Source organism: Actinoplanes derwentensis (genome assembly GCF_900104725.1).
GTDB classification, from domain to species: Bacteria; Actinomycetota; Actinomycetes; order Mycobacteriales; family Micromonosporaceae; genus Actinoplanes; species Actinoplanes derwentensis.
The window spans coordinates 6,573,040-6,590,463 of the sequence record NZ_LT629758.1 but is presented as its reverse complement, the minus strand read 5'-3'; the positions used below and the strand labels follow the sequence as shown (position 1 = coordinate 6,590,463).

The following is a 17,424-nucleotide window of genomic DNA, read 5'->3' as shown; positions in this document are numbered from 1 at the left end:
GGTCACCAGGTCAGGGCCTGGTCGGAGCTGGGGGTCAACACGCCGGTCCTCAGCTCGGACATGGTGATCCGGGTGCGTTTCGGGGTGGGGAAGTCCGTCAGGGTCGCCACCGGGCCGTCCGAGGTCAGGCTCAGGCTGTAGCGGATGTTGGCTCCGACCGGGCAGCTCGCGGAGGTCTTCTCGCAGGAGATCCACTTCAGGCCGGTGTACGCCACGCCGCCCGCCTCCAGCTCGAATGTTGTCGGCTGGGTGGGTTTGTCCAACTTGGTGGCCGGGACCGGGACCACCTGCCGGGCCGCGTTGATCAGCGTCATCGTCAGCCAGCCGTTGAGGGAGCAGGTCGCAGCGGTGGCGTTGGTCAGCGCCACCAGGGCCTCGCGGACGGTGGAGTCCGGCTGCGCCGGCCGGAGGGTGATCGTGGCCGTCAGATCACTCGTCAGGCAGGGATCCGACAGGGCTTGAGGTGCGGCCTGTGCCGCCCCGGAGGCAGGGTCGGTACAGGCGGACATCAACAGCAGTGCGGCCAGGGCGGCGGTGGCTCGCCTCCAGCACATCGGGGTATTACGCATCGCTCCATCTCTCACCGTGTCGCGGCGCTACCGGAGCCGCGCGACACGGGAGAGGCGGGTCACGGTAGACGGGCCAGAGCCGGACCGATCTGCTGGATCGTGCCGGAGGCCAGTGGTGACGGTAGAGCTTCCGGGTGGAACCACGCTAGAGCCGTGGACTCGTCACTTATCTGCTCGATGCTGCCGGCCGGGGCATGTAGGAGAAAACGGACGTCATAGTGGACCGACGGCTCCGCGGGGCCACCGTCACCGGTGCCGCAGCGGACGTCGTGGATGTCGATGTCGATCGGGGTGGGGTCGAGGATCAGCCCGGTGATGCCGGATTCCTCGGTGGCCTCCCGGAAAGCCGCCGCGGCCAGGGTCTCGTCACCCGCCTCGCAGTGGCCACCGAGCTGCATCCACATGTTCAGACGGCCGTGCAGGCAGAGCAGGACCCGCCGCTGGTCGTCGACGATCAGGGCGCTGGCCGTCACGTGGCCGGCCCGGTGGGCCCGGGTCATCGCGGCCGGGCCGTCGGCCAGCAGGTTCAGGACGCGCTTGCGGGCCAGTTCGGCGTCGCCGGAGGTGGCGGTCCAGGTGGTCAGGACGTCGACGGTGTTCTCGTACAGGTCGGTCACGTGGGGACTCCGAAGGTGAGGGTCGTGCCGCTGTCGTCGATCGCGAGGCCGGTGGGGACGCCCTCGGCGGCCAGGGCGGCGCGCAGGCGGTGTGCCTCGGTGCCCAGCCGGATCAGGGCCGCCGGGGTGTCCGAGGAGGGGGTCAGACGGAGGCCACCGGGTGTCTCCCGGACAACGGCGGTCAGCAGGCCCGCGACGGCATCCCGGGCGGCCCGCACGGCCACCGGATCGACCGGGGCGGCCAGGGGAGGGACGGCCGGCGGGGTGTCGGCGAGTGTGGCGGCCGAGTGCAGGCCGGCGGCGCGTGCTTCGGACGTACCCAAGCCGAACATGTCGCTCTCGGCGTCGCGGATGAGGATCGACACACCCGGACCGTCGCCCACGCCGCCGTCGTGGGAGTAACCCCGGACGACGGCCACCGGAACCCGGTCGGTCTTGCCTTTGACCAGCTCGCCGGCGGCGGACAGTTCGTCGACCACGGCCATCTGGGTGAGACTCAGCTCGTTGCCGTAGGGGTCGAACCGGCCCCGGTGATCCAGCAGCGCGCTGATCCCGGCAGCGCCCAGCGCCACGTCGGTGAGGCCGTTGCGCCAGGCCCGGCCCATGGTGTCGGAGACGATGACCGCCACGTCCAGGCCCCGGGCGGCGAACCCGGCCCGCAGCGCGCGCGCCGAGGCGTCCGGGTCCTCCGGGAGCAGGACCAGGTGGGTCTTGTCGACGTTCGAGGCGTCGATGCCGGCGGCGGCCATCACGAAACCGTGCCGGGTCTGCACGATCGTGGTGTTGCCCCGGCGTGCCACCACCCGCGCGGTCTCCCCGGCCAGCACCCGCTGCCGGGCCTCCTCGCGCTCCGGGCCGTCGGCGGGCACTTCGACCAGGCGGCCCTCCGCCTTGGACACGATCTTGCTGGTCACCACCAGCACGTCGCCGTCGGCCAGCCAGGGCGCGGCCCGGGTGATCAGCTCGGCCAGGTCGTCACCGGCGGTCACGTCGCCGATGCCGTGGACCGGCCGAATCTCCAGCGGCGTCGGAAGGGTCATCGGGCCAGCTCCAGCGCGTCGACGACCATCTGCGCGGTCAGGGTCTCGTCCTTCATCCACAGCGGGACGGCCCGGGTGCGCACCCCCGGCACCTGCGCGCCGGCGTCGGACGTGTCCACCAGCCAGCCGTCCAGCAGGCCGCCGTCGGCGCGGGGACCGTACATCCGGCCGACCGCCGCCGCGCTCACCTCGGTCTCCAGGGTGGCCAGGCACTTGTCGGCCATCCCGCGGACCGGCGCCCCGCCGATGATCGGGGACACCCCGACGACCGGCGCCGGCCCGTTCGCCACCGCGTCCCGCAGCGCCGGCACGGCCAGGATCGGGGCGATGCTGACCACCGGATTGCTCGGTGCGATCAGGATCACGTCGGCGCCCGCGATGGCCTCCAGCACCCCATCCGCCGGTTTCGCCGCCTCGGCACCCCGGAACACGAAACGGTGTGTCGGCACGTCACCGCGGTAACGCACCCACCACTCCTGGAAGTGGATCGCCTTGCGCTCACCCTCGACGTCGACGACCACGTGCGTCTCCAGCCGGTCGTCGGTGGCCGGGAGCATGGTGATGCCCGGCTGCCAGCGCTCGCACAGGGCACGGGTCACCGCGGAGAGCGGGTAACCCGCGTTCAGCATGGTGGTGCGCACCAGATGGGTGGCGGTGTCCTTGTCACCCAGGCCGAACCACGAGGGTTCCACGCCGTACTTCGCCAGTTCCTCTTTGACGACCCACGTCTCACCGACTCGGCCCCAGCCCCGATCCGGGTCCGCGGCGCCGGACAGCGTGTACATCACGCTGTCCAGGTCGGGGCAGATCTGCAGGCCGTGCATGCGCACGTCGTCGCCGACGTTCACCACCGCTGTGACGTCGGCGCCGATGGCGCGGGCGTGCGCTCGCACGCCGAGTAGGAAACGGGCACCGCCGATGCCCCCGGTCAGGACCACGATCCGCATTCCCCCATCCTCCATCACCGGCGGCACAACCTCGGGTGGCGGGTGGCGGTTTACTCTGGGCCGACCTCGATCACCGCACCGGGAGCAACCGTGACCACACCACCACAGCCGGAACCAGCTGCTGAGAAGTCCATCGGGCAGTACCTGCGCCCACTGCGCGACCTGGCTGCCTGGGCACTGGCCGGGGCGCCCGCCGTGTTCCTTCTCGTGGCCCTGCTGGAGCTGGCCGGGGACTTCACCACGCAGACCCGGTACGGTTTCGCCGGTTTCGTGAACCTGCCGCTGATCGTCTTCCCGGTCGCGGCGGTGATCCTCGCGCTGGGCGTCAAGCCGGCTCACCCGCAGGCCCGCCTGATCACTTTGATCGCGCTGGTCGAGTACGCGGTGATGTCCTTCTTCGGGGTGGTCTTCGGGGTGCTCTTCGGAGTGATCGGGCTGATCGCCCAGGACCCCGCGGGTGCTTTCAGCGCGCTGCTGGTCCGGGCCGCCTGGCTGGCGGTGCTGGCCGTCCCGGCGTACGGCGTGCTGCAGATCTGGCTCAACCTGTTCACCGTGCCGAAGCCGAAGCAACAGCCCGGTGTCTACGGGCAGCCCTACGGCCAGCCGCAGTACGGCGCGCCACAGCCCAGTTATCCGCAGTACCAGCCCGGCGCGGCGCCCACGCCCGGCCAGCCTTACGGCACGCCGGCGCCCAACCCCGGCCAGCCCTACGGCACGCCGGTGGCGACCCAGCCGTTCAACGCCGCGCAGCCCCCGCCGGCGCCCTACGGGGCCTACCCGCCGGTCCCGCCGCCGGTCTGGGGTCCGCCGGCCGAGACCCAGGTGGTCCCGCCCACATCCGCGCCCACATCGGCGTCCGCGGACAGCACCACGGTTCTGCCTCCGGAACGTCCCGGATTCGGGTCGGCTGACCAGGATCCGCCACGTCAGTGACCTGATTCCCGGTCCGGGGGTGTTTCATGACACTCGCCGGGCCGGGCACCGTGGCGGCGGGCGGCACGATTCCGGCCTAGGCTGCTTTGCGTGGTAGAGGTCAACGTGGAAGTGGTAAAGGTCAACGTGGAACCCGTACCGACCGAAGCGAGCGTCCGCCGCGCCCTGCGCCGCGCCGCCGACGGCAAAGCGATCGACGTCGACGAGGCGACCGCGCTCCTGGCGGCCACCGGCGAGCAGTTCGACGAACTCCTGGCGATCGCCGGGGGCATCCGTGACGCGGGGCTGCGCGAGGCGGGGCGGCCGGGCGTGGTGACGTACTCCCGCAAGGTCTTCATCCCCTTGACCCGGCTCTGTCAGGACCGGTGTCACTACTGCACCTTCGCCACCGTGCCACACAAGCTGCCGGCGGCGTTCCTGGAGCGCGACGAGGTCCTGGAGATCGCCCGCCAGGGTGCCGCCCAGGGGTGCAAGGAAGCGCTGTTCACCCTCGGCGACCGGCCCGAGGAGCGCTGGCCCGCCGCCCGGCAGTGGCTGGACGAGCGCGGTTACGACTCCACCCTGGACTATGTGCGGGCCTGCGCCATCGCGGTGCTGGAGGAGACCGGCCTGCTGCCGCACCTCAACCCCGGCGTGATGAGCTGGGCCGAGTTGCAGCGGCTCAAACCGGTCGCGCCGAGCATGGGCATGATGCTGGAGACCACCGCCACCCGGCTCTGGTCGGAGAAGGGCGGCCCGCACTTCGGTTCGCCCGACAAGGAGCCGGCGGTCCGGCTGCGGGTGCTCGACGACGCCGGCCGGGTCGGTGTGCCGTTCACCACCGGCATCCTGATCGGCATCGGTGAGACTTCGGCCGAGCGGGCCGAGTCGCTGTTCGCGATCCGGCGGGTGTCCCGGGAGTTCGGGCACATCCAAGAGGTGATCGTGCAGAACTTCCGCGCCAAGCCGGACACCGCGATGCGCGGCATGCCCGACGCGGAGTTGCGTGAGCTGGCCGCGACGGTGGCGGTGGCCCGGATCATCATGGGCCCGCGAGCCCGGATCCAGGCTCCGCCGAACCTGATCGACGACGAGTTCCCGCTGCTGTTGCGGGCCGGCATCGACGACTGGGGCGGTGTCTCCCCGGTGACGCCGGACCACGTGAACCCCGAGCGCCCGTGGCCACAGATCGACCTGCTCGCCGAAAAATCGGAGAAGTCCGGTTTCATTCTGAAAGAGCGTCTGACGATCTACCCGGAGTACGTCCGGCGTGGTGACGAGGGCTGGCTGGACCCGCGGATCAAGAATCACGTCGCCGCGCTCGCGACCAGCGACGGCCTGGCCCGGGAGGGGACGAAGCCGGCGGGCCTGCCCTGGCAGGAACCCGACGAGGCGTTCGGCACCGGTCGCACCGACCTGTTCCAGAGCATCGACACCGACGGCCGCTCCGAGGACCGCCGCTCCGACTTCGATCACGTCTACGGCGACTGGGACGAGGTCGCCGCGCACATCAAGAGCGCTCCGGCGAGCATGCCGACCGATGTGCTGGCCGCTCTCAAGCTGGCCGAGTCGGACCCGGCCGCGCTTCTCCTGGAGAAGAACGAGGACAAGGCGATGGCGTTGTTCAACGCTGACGGCCCGGCCCTCGACCATCTCGCCCGGATCGCTGACGACCTGCGGAAACAGGTCAACGGCGACGACATCACGTACGTGGTGAACCGCAACATCAACTTCTCGAACGTCTGTTACGTCGGATGCCGGTTCTGTGCGTTCGCCCAGCGCGAGAAGGACGCCGACGCGTACCGGCTGTCGGTCGAGCAGGTCGCCGACCGGGCCGAGCAGGCGTGGCAGGACGGCGCGTCCGAGGTGTGCATGCAGGGCGGCATCGACCCCAAGATGCCGGTCACCGCGTACGCCGACCTGGTCCGCGCGGTGAAACAGCGGGTGCCGGGGATGCACGTCCACGCGTACTCGCCGATGGAGATCGTCACCGCCGCGTCGAAGGCCGGGGTGTCACTGCGGGAGTGGCTGACCGAGCTGAAGGAAGCGGGGCTCGGCACCATTCCGGGCACCGCGGCCGAGATCCTCGACGACGACGTGCGCTGGGTGCTGACCAAGGGCAAGCTGCCCACCTCCACCTGGGTGGACGTGGTCACCACCGCGCACCAGGTCGGCATCCGGTCGAGTTCGACCATGATGTACGGCCACGTCGACCACCCGCGCCAGTGGCTGGGTCACTTCCGGGTGCTGGCCGGCATCCAGGATCAGACCGGTGGCCTGACCGAGTTCGTGGCGTTGCCGTTCATCCACACGAACGCCCCGATCTATCTGGCCGGCATCGCCCGGCCCGGTCCGACCTGGAGGGAGAACCGCGTCGTCCACGCGATGGCGCGGGTCCTGCTGCACGGCCGGATCGACAACATCCAGTGCTCGTGGGTGAAACTCGGCGACGAGGGTACCCGGGTCATGCTCAACAGCGGTTGTAACGACCTGGGCGGCACGCTCATGGAGGAGACCATCTCGCGGATGGCCGGCTCCGAGCACGGTTCGGCGCGGACGGTCGCCGAATTGAAGGAGCTGGCTGCCTCGGCGGGCCGGTCGGCTGTGGAGAGGACCACGGTGTACGGACGGCGCTAGGCGGGCATGATCCGTTTGGACTACCCCCCTGCCTTCAGATTACAAAACGGGTTAAATTGGACGTGCGGGTTCGCGCTCGCGTTACCTTCCGACGGCTTGGACAGATAGGGCTGCAGCAGGCCTGTCCGCCGCTCTTCAGTGACGCGGAAACGGGCCCATTTAGCAGGTTCGGCTTGACGACGCACGTCTTACACGCGTGTAATTTTGGTGGGGTTGTGGGGACGATGTGCAACATAAGGCGTCGAACCCACAAAAACACGCCGCGTGCGTGGGGGGTCAGCGCTGGCTTCATGCCGGCGCGGAAAAATGGAGGCACGCCGATGGAAGCGCAGGTTGAAGGGGTAGACCTGCTCGGGGACGCGCCCGAGTGGCAGGAGCGGGCACTGTGTTCACAGACCGATCCCGAAGCTTTCTTCCCTGAAAAGGGTGGCTCGACGCGCGAGGCGAAGCGCATCTGCGGCCGCTGTGATGTGAAGACCGAGTGCCTGGAATACGCGCTCGGTCACGACGAACGTTTCGGGATCTGGGGTGGACTGTCCGAACGTGAACGTCGCAAGTTGAAGCGACGGGTGGCCTGATCTAGGCGAGCTCGTCCGGATCCACTCCGAGCAGGTTGGCAACCTGCTCGATGATCACATCGTGGACGAGGTCGGCGAGGTCTTCCCGATCCATCGCCCGGAACTCCAGCGGACGCCGGTAGAGCACGATCCGCGGCGGCAGCTCGTGCCGCCCCGGCCGACCGGGCAGGAGCCGGGCCAGGGGAACCTCGCCGTCCTCGAGAACATCCGAGTCGTAGACGTTCAGCTCCGGTGGGACGTCCTCCACCGCGAACTCCACGCCGGCCAGCTCCTTGGCGTAGCGGCGCTCCAGGCTCTCGACGGTGTCCAGCACCAGGTCGTCGAAGATCTCCGCCTTGGTGCGGGCCAGTGGCACGGTGGCGGGCACCAGGCGGCCACGCAGGCCTCGCCCGTGCCGATCACGTCGCGCGGGACGGCCCGTGCCGGGTTTACGCGTCGCCTTGCCGTCCGTCCGGCGGCGCTCGGGGCTGGTGGTCACGCCGCCAGCGTATCTCCACACCGGCGGCAGACGTGGTCAGCCCGTTCTCCCCGTGTGTCCGCGCCGTTAATTCGCCCCAACGTGGTGGCGTGTCTAACGACCAACGCCGAATCGTGACGCGGTCCGGTCGGCGTGTCGCGCCGCAACACGACCCAGAATCGCGAGCGGGGCGATAAGTTGCCGCCGTGAGGTCACCACGGCGCTGCTCCCGGAACGGCTGTCCCCGACAGGCGGTCGCCACCCTGACCTACGTCTATGGCGATTCGACGGCCGTGGTCGGCCCGCTCGCCGCATTCGCCGAGCCGCACACCTACGACCTGTGCGAGACGCACGCTCGCAGCCTCACCGCCCCCCGGGGCTGGGAGTTGGTGCGTCACGACGGCGACTTCGCGCCCCCACCCCCCACCACCGACGACCTGGTAGCCCTCGCCGAGGCCGTCCGCGAAGCCGCCCGCCCGCTCACCTCGCGGCCGGATGACACAGATCACACCCATGGTCATCAGACCGGCCGTCGCGGCCACCTCCGGGTGATTCCGCCACCGCACTAGAAAGATCTTTTTCTGATACGAGCGACACCGCCCGCCGCACTACCCCCGCCCGCCTCGTCCGCGCGACGTGGGTGGCCGTCCCGGCCGCCCCGCGACCGCCGGGCCGAATGCGGTGGATCAGGTCAGAGCGACCAGGTGGAAGCGCTTCTTGAGCCACGGGAGCAGCGTCCGGTAGGCCTCGATGGTGTCCGGCTGGTTGTAGTCGTGGGAGAGCACGATCGCGCCGGGCCGGGTGCGCTGCTTGACGATCCGGATGATCCGGTCGCGGTGCGCCGACGCCGACTCGGTCTTGTGCTCCCAGTCGCGCGGGTCGACCTTCCAGTAGATCGAGCGCATGCCCAGCTCGGCGGAGAGGTCGACCAGGGCGGGGGTGAAGTTGCCGCCGGGGGCGCGCATGTACCGGATCTCGGCGTCCGGAACCGCGGCCCGGATGGCGGCGTTGGTGCGCGCCAGATCGGCGCGGATCGCCTTGTGTGAGCGCTTGCCCAGTTTGAGGTCGTGGTTCCACGAGTGGTTGCAGAAGCTGTGCCCGTCGGCCGCGATCCGTTTCACCAGGTCGGGGTGGCGTCGTGCCTGCGTGCCGACCAGGCAGAAGGTGGCTTTCACCTGATGCTTGGCGAGCATCTTGAGCAGCTTCGGCGTGTAGTCCGGGTCGGGCCCGTCGTCGAAGGTGAGGGCCACGCCCTTGCCGCCGGTGACGAGCAGGCTCCCGGCTGGGCCGGTCCTGCCCTTGGGTTTGGAGTCGGCGGCTTTCTCGGTGGTGCGCTTCGGTTTCTTCGAGGGAGCCGGGACCGCGGCGGGTGCGCTGGGTGCCGGGGGTTCCGCGGACGCCGACGGTTTCGGTGCGGGCTGGGCGGTCGTCGTCGCCGCGGTCGCCTGTCCGACCAGGCCGGTCATGATCAGCACGATGCTGATCGCGAAGGCCTTCCGGGTATGCGACAGCCGTATCAAAAGAGACCTCCCCAGGTCGGTTGCAGCCGCCGACGATAGCGAAGGCGGGCCAGTCCGTACGGATCTGTCATGCGAAGTCCGAACACGTCGAGTCTGGACGCCACGGGATCGCACGGCACCGATGGGGTGTGTTGAGCGGGGTAAATGTCCGAAAGGTCTACACCAGTGGGGGCGGGGTACCCGGCACCCCGCCCGACACCGGAATTCAGCCCAGTTCGGCCAGCTCAGCCTCGGTCAGAAGACGCGAGCGGATCAGGAACCGGAAGCCCTCCGGCGCCTCCAGCGAGAAGCCGGAGCCCCGGCCGGGGACCACGTCCACCGTCAGGTGTGTGTGCTTCCAGAGTGCGAACTGCGCGGCCGACATCCAGAACGTGATGGGCTCCGGCACCCCCTCGATGGCCAGAGACTGCAAGAGCACGTCGGACGCGCCGGTACGGAACTCGCCCTCCAGGTAACACATCGGCGAACTACCGTCGCAGCAGCCGCCGGACTGGTGGAACATCAACGGGCCGTGTTGCCCCCGCAGCTGCCGCATCAGATCGGCGGCGGCGGGGGTGACATCCACGCGACTGGCCATCCCTAGAAGAAGCCCATGGCCTTGGGGGAGTAGCTGACCAGTAGGTTCTTGGTCTGCTGGTAGTGATCGAGCATCATCTTGTGGTTCTCCCGCCCGATGCCGGACTGCTTGTAACCACCGAACGCCGCGTGCGCCGGGTAGAGGTGGTAGCAGTTGGTCCACACCCGGCCGGCCTTGATCGCCCGCCCGGCCCGGTACGCCTGGTTACCGTCCCGCGTCCACACCCCGGCACCCAGCCCGTACAAGGTGTGGTTGGCGATTTTGATCGCGTCGTCGAAGTCGCTGAACGGGGTGACCGAGACCACCGGCCCGAAGATCTCCTCCTGGAAGATCCGCATGTCGTTGCGACCCTCGAAGATCGTCGGCTGGACGTAGAACCCACCGGCCAGGTCGCCGGGCATCTCCGCCTTCGAGCCGCCGGCGAGCACCCGGGCGCCCTCCTGCCGGCCGGTGTCGAGGTACGACAGGATCTTCTCCAGCTGGTCGTTGGAGGCCTGCGCCCCGACCTGGGTGTCGGTGTCCAGCGGGTTGCCCTGCTTGAGGTTCTCCACCCGCTTCACCCCGGCGGCCAGGAAGTCCGAGTAGTGGCTCTGCTGGATCAGCGCCCGGGACGGGCAGGTGCACACCTCGCCCTGGTTGAGGGCGAACATCGCGAAGCCTTCCAGAGCCTTGTCGTAGAAGTCGTCGTCGGCCCGGCTGACGTCGCCGAAGAAGATGTTCGGGCTCTTGCCGCCGAGTTCCAGGGTGACCGGGATCAGGTTCTCCGAGGCGTACTGCATGATCAGGCGGCCGGTGGTGGTCTCGCCGGTGAACGCGACCTTGGCGACCCGGCTCGAACTCGCGAGGGGTTTGCCGGCCTCCACGCCGAAGCCGTTGACGATGTTCAGGACACCGGCCGGGATCAGGTCGCCGATCAGCGAGATCAGGTAGTGGATCGAGGCCGGTGTCTGCTCGGCCGGCTTGAGCACGACCGCGTTCCCAGCGGCCAGCGCGGGCGCCAGCTTCCAGACCGCCATCAGGATCGGGAAGTTCCACGGGATGATCTGGGCGACCACGCCGAGCGGCTCGTGGAAGTGATAGGCGACGGTGTCCTCGTCCAGCTCACCGGCGCTGCCCTCCTGAGCCCGGACCGCACCGGCGAAGTACCGGAAGTGGTCGATCGCCAGCGGGATGTCGGCGGCCAGGGTCTCCCGGACCGGCTTGCCGTTCTCCCAGGCCTCGGCGACGGCCAGCTTCTCCAGGTTCTGTTCCATCCGGTCGGCGATCCGGTTGAGGATGTTCGCGCGCTCGGCGGGCGAGGTGCGGCCCCATCCGGGGGCGGCGGCGTGCGCCGCGTCCAGGGCCTTCTCCACGTCCTCGGCGGTGCCCCGGGCGACCTCGGTGAAGATCTGGCCGGTCACCGGGGACGGGTTGGTGAAGTACTGGCCCTTGGCCGGCGGGACGTATTCACCGCCGATGTAGTGGTCGTAACGGGACTGGTAGCTGACGATCGAGCCGTCGGAACCGGGCGGGGTGTAGATGGTCACGGTCTCGCCTCCCTTTTCGGCGGACCTTAGTTACGGCTACGTTGCAGCAACGTTGCACGCGTACTCGCGGGTCAGTACGGCGACCCGGCGGGCGGCCACCGAATCGGCCGGGACCAGCAGCGCGTACGCCTCCCATAGGTCCAGGTCGTCGCCGCCCCACGGACTGTTCAGCCAGGACTGCAGTAGCCGCCGGTCACCGGTGGACAGGACCGCGGCCCGCAGCCGGTGATCCAGCCGCTGCCGCAGCCGGACGATGCCCGGTGCGTCCGAGCCGGGCAGCAGCGGGCCGGGATAGGCGTCCAGCGCCTCGGTGACCCGCCCGGCGTCCAGCAGTCGGGCCACCGCGCCGAAGTCGGTCTCCAGGGCCGTGCGCAGCCGGTAGGGGCGCGAGTCGAGTAGTTCCGGGCCGAGGATGCGGCGCAGCCGGGACAGTTCGGCGCGGATCGTCACCGGGTTCACGTCGTCGCCGTACAACTCGACACCCAACTGCTCGCCGGTGCGGCCCTCCGGATAGACGGTGAGCAGCGCCAGCAGCTCCGAGTGCCGGCGGCCGAGCCGCACCGCACGGCCCCGCACCGCGAGCCGGGCCTCGTCCCGGCCGAGTGCCGCGACCTGCGGTGTCCGGGCGACCGGCTGGACCGTGCGCAGGTACGCCTCGGCAGCCAGCGCGGTGGCCCGCACCAGGGCCAGGCTGTGCGGATTGGCCAGATGATCCCCGCCGGTCACGTCGATCGCCCCGAGCAGCCGCCCGGTGCCGGGATCGTGGACCGGAGCCGCCGCACACGTCCACCGTTGCACCGGATGGCTGAAGTGCTCGGTGGCGAAGATCTGCAGCGCGTGGTCGACGGCCAGCGCGGTGCCCGGCGCGTTCGTACCGGCGTGCGCCTCGTCCCAGCGGGCGCCCGGCACGAAGTTCATCGCGGCGGCCCCGCGCAGAGTGGCCGGATGCCCCTCGACCCAGAGCAGACGGCCGTTCTCGTCGCAGACCGCCATCATGTGGTCGCCGTCCTCGGCCAGGCCGCCGAGCAGGTCCCGGAAGATCGGCATGACCCGGGCCAGCGGATGCGCCGACCGGTAGGCCTCCAGATCGGCGTCGGCCAGGTCGATCGGGGCGGTGTGGTCGGCGCCGATGAACGCGGCGGACCGGGCCCAGGAGTCGGCGACCACCGCGCGCATCCGGTCGGTTCGCGGCTCACCGGCCAGGAAACGCTCATGGGCGCGGCCGACCTGCCGGATCCGTTCGGCGGGATCGTCTCCGGGGGTCAGGGCAAGCCACGGGTTCACCGGCGGTACCTCCTGGCCCCATCGTGACCCGCGTCACCTCAAGTGACAACAACCGAACCTTTTTCACCCTGACTTCGAGCCCAGCAGTGCAGCTCGTAGGTCATCTCCGGAGACCAGGCCTCGTCACGTCGAAAAAGGTTCAGTATCTATGCTCCGGGCCGTGCAACCCTGGCCCCGTACCGAAGAAGAAGCCCTCGCCGTGCAGGACGCCCTCCGTTCCCGGGTGGTCCACGAGGACGGCCCGCGAGCGCCCACGACCGTCGCCGGACTGGACGTCGCCTACTCCGCCGACGACCGGCGACTGGCCGCCGCGGTGGTGGTGCTCAACACCGCCGACTTGTCGATCGCGGACACCGCCGTGGTCCGCGGGGTGCCGGCTTTCCCGTACGTCCCGGGCCTGTTCGCCTTCCGTGAGGTGCCGGCGCTGATGGACGCCCTCGACCGGCTGACCGTCCGGCCCGACGTGCTGATCTGTGACGGGCACGGGCTGGCTCACCCGCGCCGCTTCGGCCTCGCCGCGCATCTGGGTGTGCTCACCGATCTCCCGTCGTTCGGCGTCGGGAAGACCCGGCTGGTGGGAGACTGGGAGCCGGTCGGCGAGCAGCGGGGCGCACGGTCGCCGTTGATCGACTCCGGGGAGACGGTCGGCGCGGTGTTGCGTACCCAATCGGGGGTGAAGCCGGTCTTCGTCTCCGCCGGGCACCGGATCGGCCTGGAACGGGCGTGTGGGCTGACGTTACGGCTGGCTCCGCGATACCGCCTGCCCGAGACCACCAGGGTTGCGGACCGTGCGTGCCGGGATTCGCTGAGTTAACCGACCGGCCGCGCGGTTAAAACCTTCGGGCACGAGGCGCTCGGTTACCCTCGGGCCAACCAGGGGACTTCGCTGAGGGGTGAGCAGTGTCTGATCTGTCGCAGATCATCAAGGCGTACGACGTGCGGGGAACCGTTCCGGACCAGTTCAACGAGACGGTGGCCCGGGCCATCGGGACGGCGTTCGTCGAGATGTTGCGGGAGTCGGGTGCCGAGCCGGACCAGATCGTGATCGGCCACGACATGCGCGAGTCCGGTCCCGGACTGGTCGCCGCGTTCGCCCGGGGTGTCAACGCGGCCGGCGCCGCCGTGATCAACATCGGTCTGGCCTCCACAGACCAGCTCTACTACGCCTCCGGGTCACTGAACCTGCCCGGTGCGATGTTCACCGCCAGTCACAACCCGGCGCAGTACAACGGGATCAAGCTCTGCCGCCCCGGCGCCCGCCCGGTCGGCCAGGACAGCGGTCTGGTCATCGTCCGGCAGCGCGCCCAGAAACTGCTCGCCGACCTGAACGCCGAGGCCGACGGCCCGGACCGGGTGGAGCAGCGGGACGTGCTCGCCGACTATGCGGCCCACCTGCGCTCACTCGTCGACCTGTCCGGCATCCGCCCGCTCAAGGTCATCGTGGACGCCGGCAACGGCATGGGCGGCTACACCGTGCCGGCCGTCCTGGGTGACCAGGTGCTGCCGGCCCTGCCGCTGACGATCGAGCCGCTCTTCTTCGAACTGGACGGCTCGTTCCCCAACCACGAGGCCAACCCGCTCGACCCGAAGAACCTGGTCGACCTGCAGAACGCGGTCCGCGAGCAGGGCGCCGACATCGGTCTCGCCTTCGACGGCGACGCCGACCGCTGTTTCGTGATCGACGAGAAGGGCGATCCGGTCTCGCCGTCCGCGATCACCGCGCTGGTCGCCGCCCGTGAGCTGGCCAAGTTCCCGGGCAGCACGATCATCCACAACCTGATCACCTCGGCCGCGGTGCCCGAGATCATCATCGAGAACGGTGGCAAGCCGGTCCGCAGCCGGGTCGGCCACTCGTTCATCAAGGCCGAGATGGCCGCCACCAACGCGGTCTTCGGGGGCGAGCACTCGGCGCACTATTACTTCCGGGACTTCTGGTTCGCCGACACCGGCATGCTCGCCGCGATGCACGTGCTCGCCGCGTTCGGTGGCCAGCCGCTGCCGCTGTCCGAGTTCGCCGCGGAGTACGAGCGCTACGCCGCCTCCGGTGAGATCAACTCCACGGTGGCCGACGCCACTGCCCGGATCGCCGCGGTGCGGGCCGCCTTCCCGGACGCCGCCGTGGACGACCTCGACGGCCTGACCTTCCAGGTCGGGGACGGTTCCTGGTTCAACCTGCGGGCGTCCAACACGGAGCCGCTGCTGCGGCTCAACGTGGAGGCCGCCGACCCCGACCGCATGGCGAAACTGCGTGACGAGGTGCTCGCGATCGTTCGTGGATAGGATCGCCACGACCAAGTTGATTCGCGGCGATTAGGAGTACGTCGGTGGCGCTCGATCAGCAGTTGCTGGAGATTCTGGCCTGCCCGGACACGCATCACGCGCCCCTCGATTACGACGCGGGTGCCCAGACACTGACGTGCACGGAGTGCGGGCGGATCTTCGAGGTCCGGGACGACATCCCGATCCTGCTCCTCGACGAGGCCCGGTCACCCGGGCCCGCTGGTTCCGCGGCCTCCACCGAGACCGCTGAGGAGGAGAAGTAATGGTCGACCCACTGACCGGATCCTCCGGGGTCAACGGGCACCGCATCGCCGACGAGTCGCTGCTCAACGACGAGAAGACGATGCTCGGCAACGACCCGGGCGGCATGCTGCGGGCCACCGCCTCGGCCGGCGCGCAGGTGCGCGAGTCGGCGGCCCTGGCCGCCGAGGTCGACCTGAGCATGCTGGCCGACGAGGGCCGCCCGCGTGCCGTCGTGGTCGCCGGCATCGGCACCGCCGGTCTGACCGGCAGCATCCTGTCCACCGTCGCCGGGCCGCGCTGCCCGGTGCCGATCATCGGCCACCGCAGTGCCGGTGTCCCCGGCTGGGTCGGTGCCGCCGACGTGGTGATCGCGGTCTCCGCGTCTGGTCGCAGCCCGGAGGCGCTGGCCGCCGCCGAGGCCGCGCACCGCCGCGGCGCCCGCCTGGTCGCCATCGGCAACCCCGGCTCCGAGTTGGAGGCACTGGCCGAGCGGGCCCGCGCGCCGTTCATCGGTGTGCCCCGGCGCGCTCCGGCCCGGGCCACCCTCTGGGGCCTGACGATTCCGGTGCTCTTCGCCGGCCGGGCCCTCGGTCTGGCCAAGCTGGCCGAGGCGGACATCGCCGAGACCGCGATCCGGCTGGACGCGGACGCCGAGCGCTGCCGGGTCGGCGCCGACTCCTTCGTGAACCCGGCTAAGGCACTGGCCCTCGGGCTGGCCGGCTCGGTGCCGATCGTGTGGGGTTCGTCCCCGCTGGCCACCGTCGCGGCCCGGCGCTTCGGCGACACTCTCGCCGCCAACGCCCGCTACCCGGTCATGGCCGGTGCGCTCGGCGAAGCCGGCCGGGGCCGGGTGGGCCTGCTCGATGGCGTCTTCGGCGGACTGGCCGAGACGTCGCGGGACATCTTCGCCGACCCCGACGAGGACGCCGACGAGGCCACCACCCGGCTGCGTCTGGTCCTCTTCCGGGACGGCGGCTTGAACCCGGAGGACGACGCCGACGAGCCGGTGGCCGTCGAGGAACGCCGTGCGGACGCCATCCAGACGCTCGCCGACCGGCGTGGGGTGCGTTGCGACGTGCTGACCGCTGAGGGCGGTTCGACACTGGAGCGGCTGGCCTCCCTGGTGGCGGTGCCCGACTTCGCCTCGCTCTACCTGGCTCTGGCACACGGGCTCGACCCGATGGCGGTGCCGGCGATCAGCGAGATGAAGGAACTCTCCAACCCGGGCCCGGACGGGATTCAGTGAGCGCGGAGGGCGGCACCAAAGCGATCGTGGCCGCGTTGTCGGCGAACCTGGGCATCGCGGTCACCAAGTTCGGTGCCTTCCTCCTCACCAGCTCGTCGTCGATGCTGGCGGAGTCGATCCACTCGGTCGCGGACTCCGGCAACCAGCTCCTGCTGCTGATCGGCGGAAAACGCGCGCGGCGCGCCGCGACACCCGAACACCCTTTCGGGTACGGGCGGGAGCGCTACATCTACGCCTTCATCGTGTCGATCGTGCTGTTCTCGGTCGGCGGGTTGTTCGCGCTCTACGAGGGTTACCACAAGTTCCAGGAGTCGCTGCACGCCGAGAACGGTGGTGCGATCACCTCGTGGCACTGGGTCCCGGTGGTCGTCCTGGTGGTGGCGACCGGCCTGGAGTCGTACTCGTTCTACACCGCGATCACCGAGTCGAACCACACCCGGGGCGACACCTCGTGGGTGGACTTCGTGCGCCGCTCCAAGGCCCCGGAGCTGCCGGTGGTGCTCCTGGAGGACTTCGGCGCGCTGATCGGCCTGATCCTCGCCCTCTTCGGCGTCGGCATGACGTTGGCCACCGGTGACGGCCGCTGGGACGCGATCGGCACCGGCGCGATCGGGGTGCTGCTGGTCGGCATCGCGGCCACCCTGGCGATCGAGACCAAGAGCCTGCTGCTCGGCGAGAGTGCCAACCCGGAGGCGGTCCGGAAGATCGAGCAGGCGATCCTGGCCGGTGACGGGGTGGAGCGGATCATCCACATGAAGACCCTGCACCTGGGCCCGGAAGAGCTGCTGGTCGCGGTGAAGATCGCGGTGCCCAAGTCGGAGACGGCCGAAGAGGTGGCCCGGCACATCGACCAGACCGAGGTGCGGATCCGCGAGGCGGTGCCGATCGCCCGGGTGATCTACATCGAGCCGGACATCTACCGGGCTGAATCCGAAAAGGACTCGGCACCGGCAGAGGAGCCCACACCGGCCTGACGGCCTGCTAATTTTCC

The 17,424-nt window shown here is 69.9% G+C and carries 18 protein-coding genes; 9 read left to right on the top strand and 9 right to left on the bottom strand.

Annotated elements, in window-relative coordinates:
- Positions 1-2: 2 nt before the first annotated feature.
- Genes BLU81_RS28920 through cofD form a run of 4 tightly spaced genes read right to left on the bottom strand, consistent with a single transcriptional unit; the run spans position 3 to position 3,173 of the window.
- Positions 3-569: a DUF4232 domain-containing protein gene (locus BLU81_RS28920; RefSeq protein WP_092548146.1), complete on the bottom strand. Its 567-nt coding sequence runs from the start codon at positions 567-569 to the stop codon at positions 3-5.
- A 59-nt stretch (positions 570-628) separates the two neighbouring features.
- The gene (locus tag BLU81_RS28915; RefSeq protein WP_092548143.1) at positions 629-1,186 is read right to left on the bottom strand and encodes an NUDIX hydrolase; all 558 of its coding nucleotides are present in this window, start codon (positions 1,184-1,186) and stop codon (positions 629-631) included.
- On the bottom strand, positions 1,183-2,226 hold the full coding sequence (locus BLU81_RS28910; RefSeq protein WP_092548141.1) for a coenzyme F420-0:L-glutamate ligase: 1,044 nt from the start codon (positions 2,224-2,226) through the stop codon (positions 1,183-1,185). Before BLU81_RS28910 ends, BLU81_RS28915 begins: the two co-directional genes overlap by 4 nt.
- Complete coding sequence (gene cofD, locus BLU81_RS28905; RefSeq protein WP_092548138.1) at positions 2,223-3,173, bottom strand: 2-phospho-L-lactate transferase; 951 nt, start codon at positions 3,171-3,173, stop codon at positions 2,223-2,225. Before cofD ends, BLU81_RS28910 begins: the two co-directional genes overlap by 4 nt.
- A gap of 90 nt (positions 3,174-3,263) precedes the next feature.
- On the opposite strand from cofD, the gene BLU81_RS28900 reads away from it, so the two are divergent.
- The 3 genes from BLU81_RS28900 to BLU81_RS28890 all read left to right on the top strand — a co-directional run bounded on the left by BLU81_RS28900 (position 3,264) and on the right by BLU81_RS28890 (position 7,300).
- Positions 3,264-4,106 (top strand): hypothetical protein, encoded by an 843-nt coding sequence (locus BLU81_RS28900; RefSeq protein WP_092548135.1) that lies wholly within the window; start codon positions 3,264-3,266, stop codon positions 4,104-4,106.
- 90 nt (positions 4,107-4,196) lie between these two features.
- Positions 4,197-6,722, top strand: coding sequence for a bifunctional FO biosynthesis protein CofGH (locus BLU81_RS28895; RefSeq protein WP_231953565.1), 2,526 nt, complete (start codon positions 4,197-4,199; stop codon positions 6,720-6,722).
- Positions 6,723-7,042: 320 nt separating this feature from the next.
- Positions 7,043-7,300 (top strand): WhiB family transcriptional regulator, encoded by a 258-nt coding sequence (locus BLU81_RS28890; protein WP_043522029.1) that lies wholly within the window; start codon positions 7,043-7,045, stop codon positions 7,298-7,300.
- A 1-nt stretch (position 7,301) separates the two neighbouring features.
- Here BLU81_RS28890 and BLU81_RS28885 read toward each other — a convergent pair whose 3' ends face one another.
- Positions 7,302-7,778, bottom strand: coding sequence for a metallopeptidase family protein (locus BLU81_RS28885; RefSeq protein WP_092548132.1), 477 nt, complete (start codon positions 7,776-7,778; stop codon positions 7,302-7,304).
- Positions 7,779-7,963: 185 nt separating this feature from the next.
- Between BLU81_RS28885 and BLU81_RS28880 the strand changes: the two genes are divergently transcribed.
- Positions 7,964-8,326, top strand: coding sequence for a DUF3499 domain-containing protein (locus BLU81_RS28880; RefSeq protein WP_092548130.1), 363 nt, complete (start codon positions 7,964-7,966; stop codon positions 8,324-8,326).
- Positions 8,327-8,443: 117 nt separating this feature from the next.
- On the opposite strand, the gene BLU81_RS28875 is transcribed toward BLU81_RS28880, so the two are convergent.
- The 4 genes from BLU81_RS28875 to BLU81_RS28860 all read right to left on the bottom strand — a co-directional run bounded on the left by BLU81_RS28875 (position 8,444) and on the right by BLU81_RS28860 (position 12,664).
- On the bottom strand, positions 8,444-9,223 hold the full coding sequence (locus tag BLU81_RS28875) for a polysaccharide deacetylase family protein (RefSeq protein WP_172890642.1): 780 nt from the start codon (positions 9,221-9,223) through the stop codon (positions 8,444-8,446).
- Positions 9,224-9,482: 259 nt separating this feature from the next.
- Positions 9,483-9,854, bottom strand: a complete 372-nt coding sequence (locus tag BLU81_RS28870; RefSeq protein ID WP_092548127.1) for a DUF779 domain-containing protein — start codon at positions 9,852-9,854, stop codon at positions 9,483-9,485.
- Positions 9,855-9,856: 2 nt separating this feature from the next.
- Complete coding sequence (gene exaC / locus BLU81_RS28865; protein ID WP_092548124.1) at positions 9,857-11,380, bottom strand: acetaldehyde dehydrogenase ExaC; 1,524 nt, start codon at positions 11,378-11,380, stop codon at positions 9,857-9,859.
- Positions 11,381-11,416: 36 nt separating this feature from the next.
- The gene (locus BLU81_RS28860; protein ID WP_157751826.1) at positions 11,417-12,664 is read right to left on the bottom strand and encodes a GAF domain-containing protein; all 1,248 of its coding nucleotides are present in this window, start codon (positions 12,662-12,664) and stop codon (positions 11,417-11,419) included.
- A 148-nt stretch (positions 12,665-12,812) separates the two neighbouring features.
- Between BLU81_RS28860 and nfi the strand changes: the two genes are divergently transcribed.
- The 5 genes from nfi (at position 12,813) to BLU81_RS28835 (ending at position 17,407) form a co-directional block, all read left to right on the top strand.
- Entirely contained in the window at positions 12,813-13,478 is a 666-nt protein-coding gene (gene nfi / locus BLU81_RS28855; protein WP_092548121.1) for a deoxyribonuclease V, read from the top strand.
- An 86-nt stretch (positions 13,479-13,564) separates the two neighbouring features.
- Positions 13,565-14,944: a phosphomannomutase/phosphoglucomutase gene (locus tag BLU81_RS28850; RefSeq protein WP_092548119.1), complete on the top strand. Its 1,380-nt coding sequence runs from the start codon at positions 13,565-13,567 to the stop codon at positions 14,942-14,944.
- Positions 14,945-14,988: 44 nt separating this feature from the next.
- Positions 14,989-15,207 carry a Trm112 family protein gene (locus BLU81_RS28845; protein WP_092548116.1) on the top strand — a complete coding sequence of 73 codons (219 nt, stop codon included), beginning with the start codon at positions 14,989-14,991 and terminating at the stop codon, positions 15,205-15,207.
- Positions 15,207-16,433: an SIS domain-containing protein gene (locus BLU81_RS28840; protein WP_092548113.1), complete on the top strand. Its 1,227-nt coding sequence runs from the start codon at positions 15,207-15,209 to the stop codon at positions 16,431-16,433. Before BLU81_RS28845 ends, BLU81_RS28840 begins: the two co-directional genes overlap by 1 nt.
- Positions 16,430-17,407, top strand: coding sequence for a cation diffusion facilitator family transporter (locus BLU81_RS28835; RefSeq protein WP_092548110.1), 978 nt, complete (start codon positions 16,430-16,432; stop codon positions 17,405-17,407). The genes BLU81_RS28840 and BLU81_RS28835 overlap by 4 nt, the downstream gene beginning before the upstream one ends.
- The last annotated feature ends 17 nt before the right edge of the window (positions 17,408-17,424 follow it).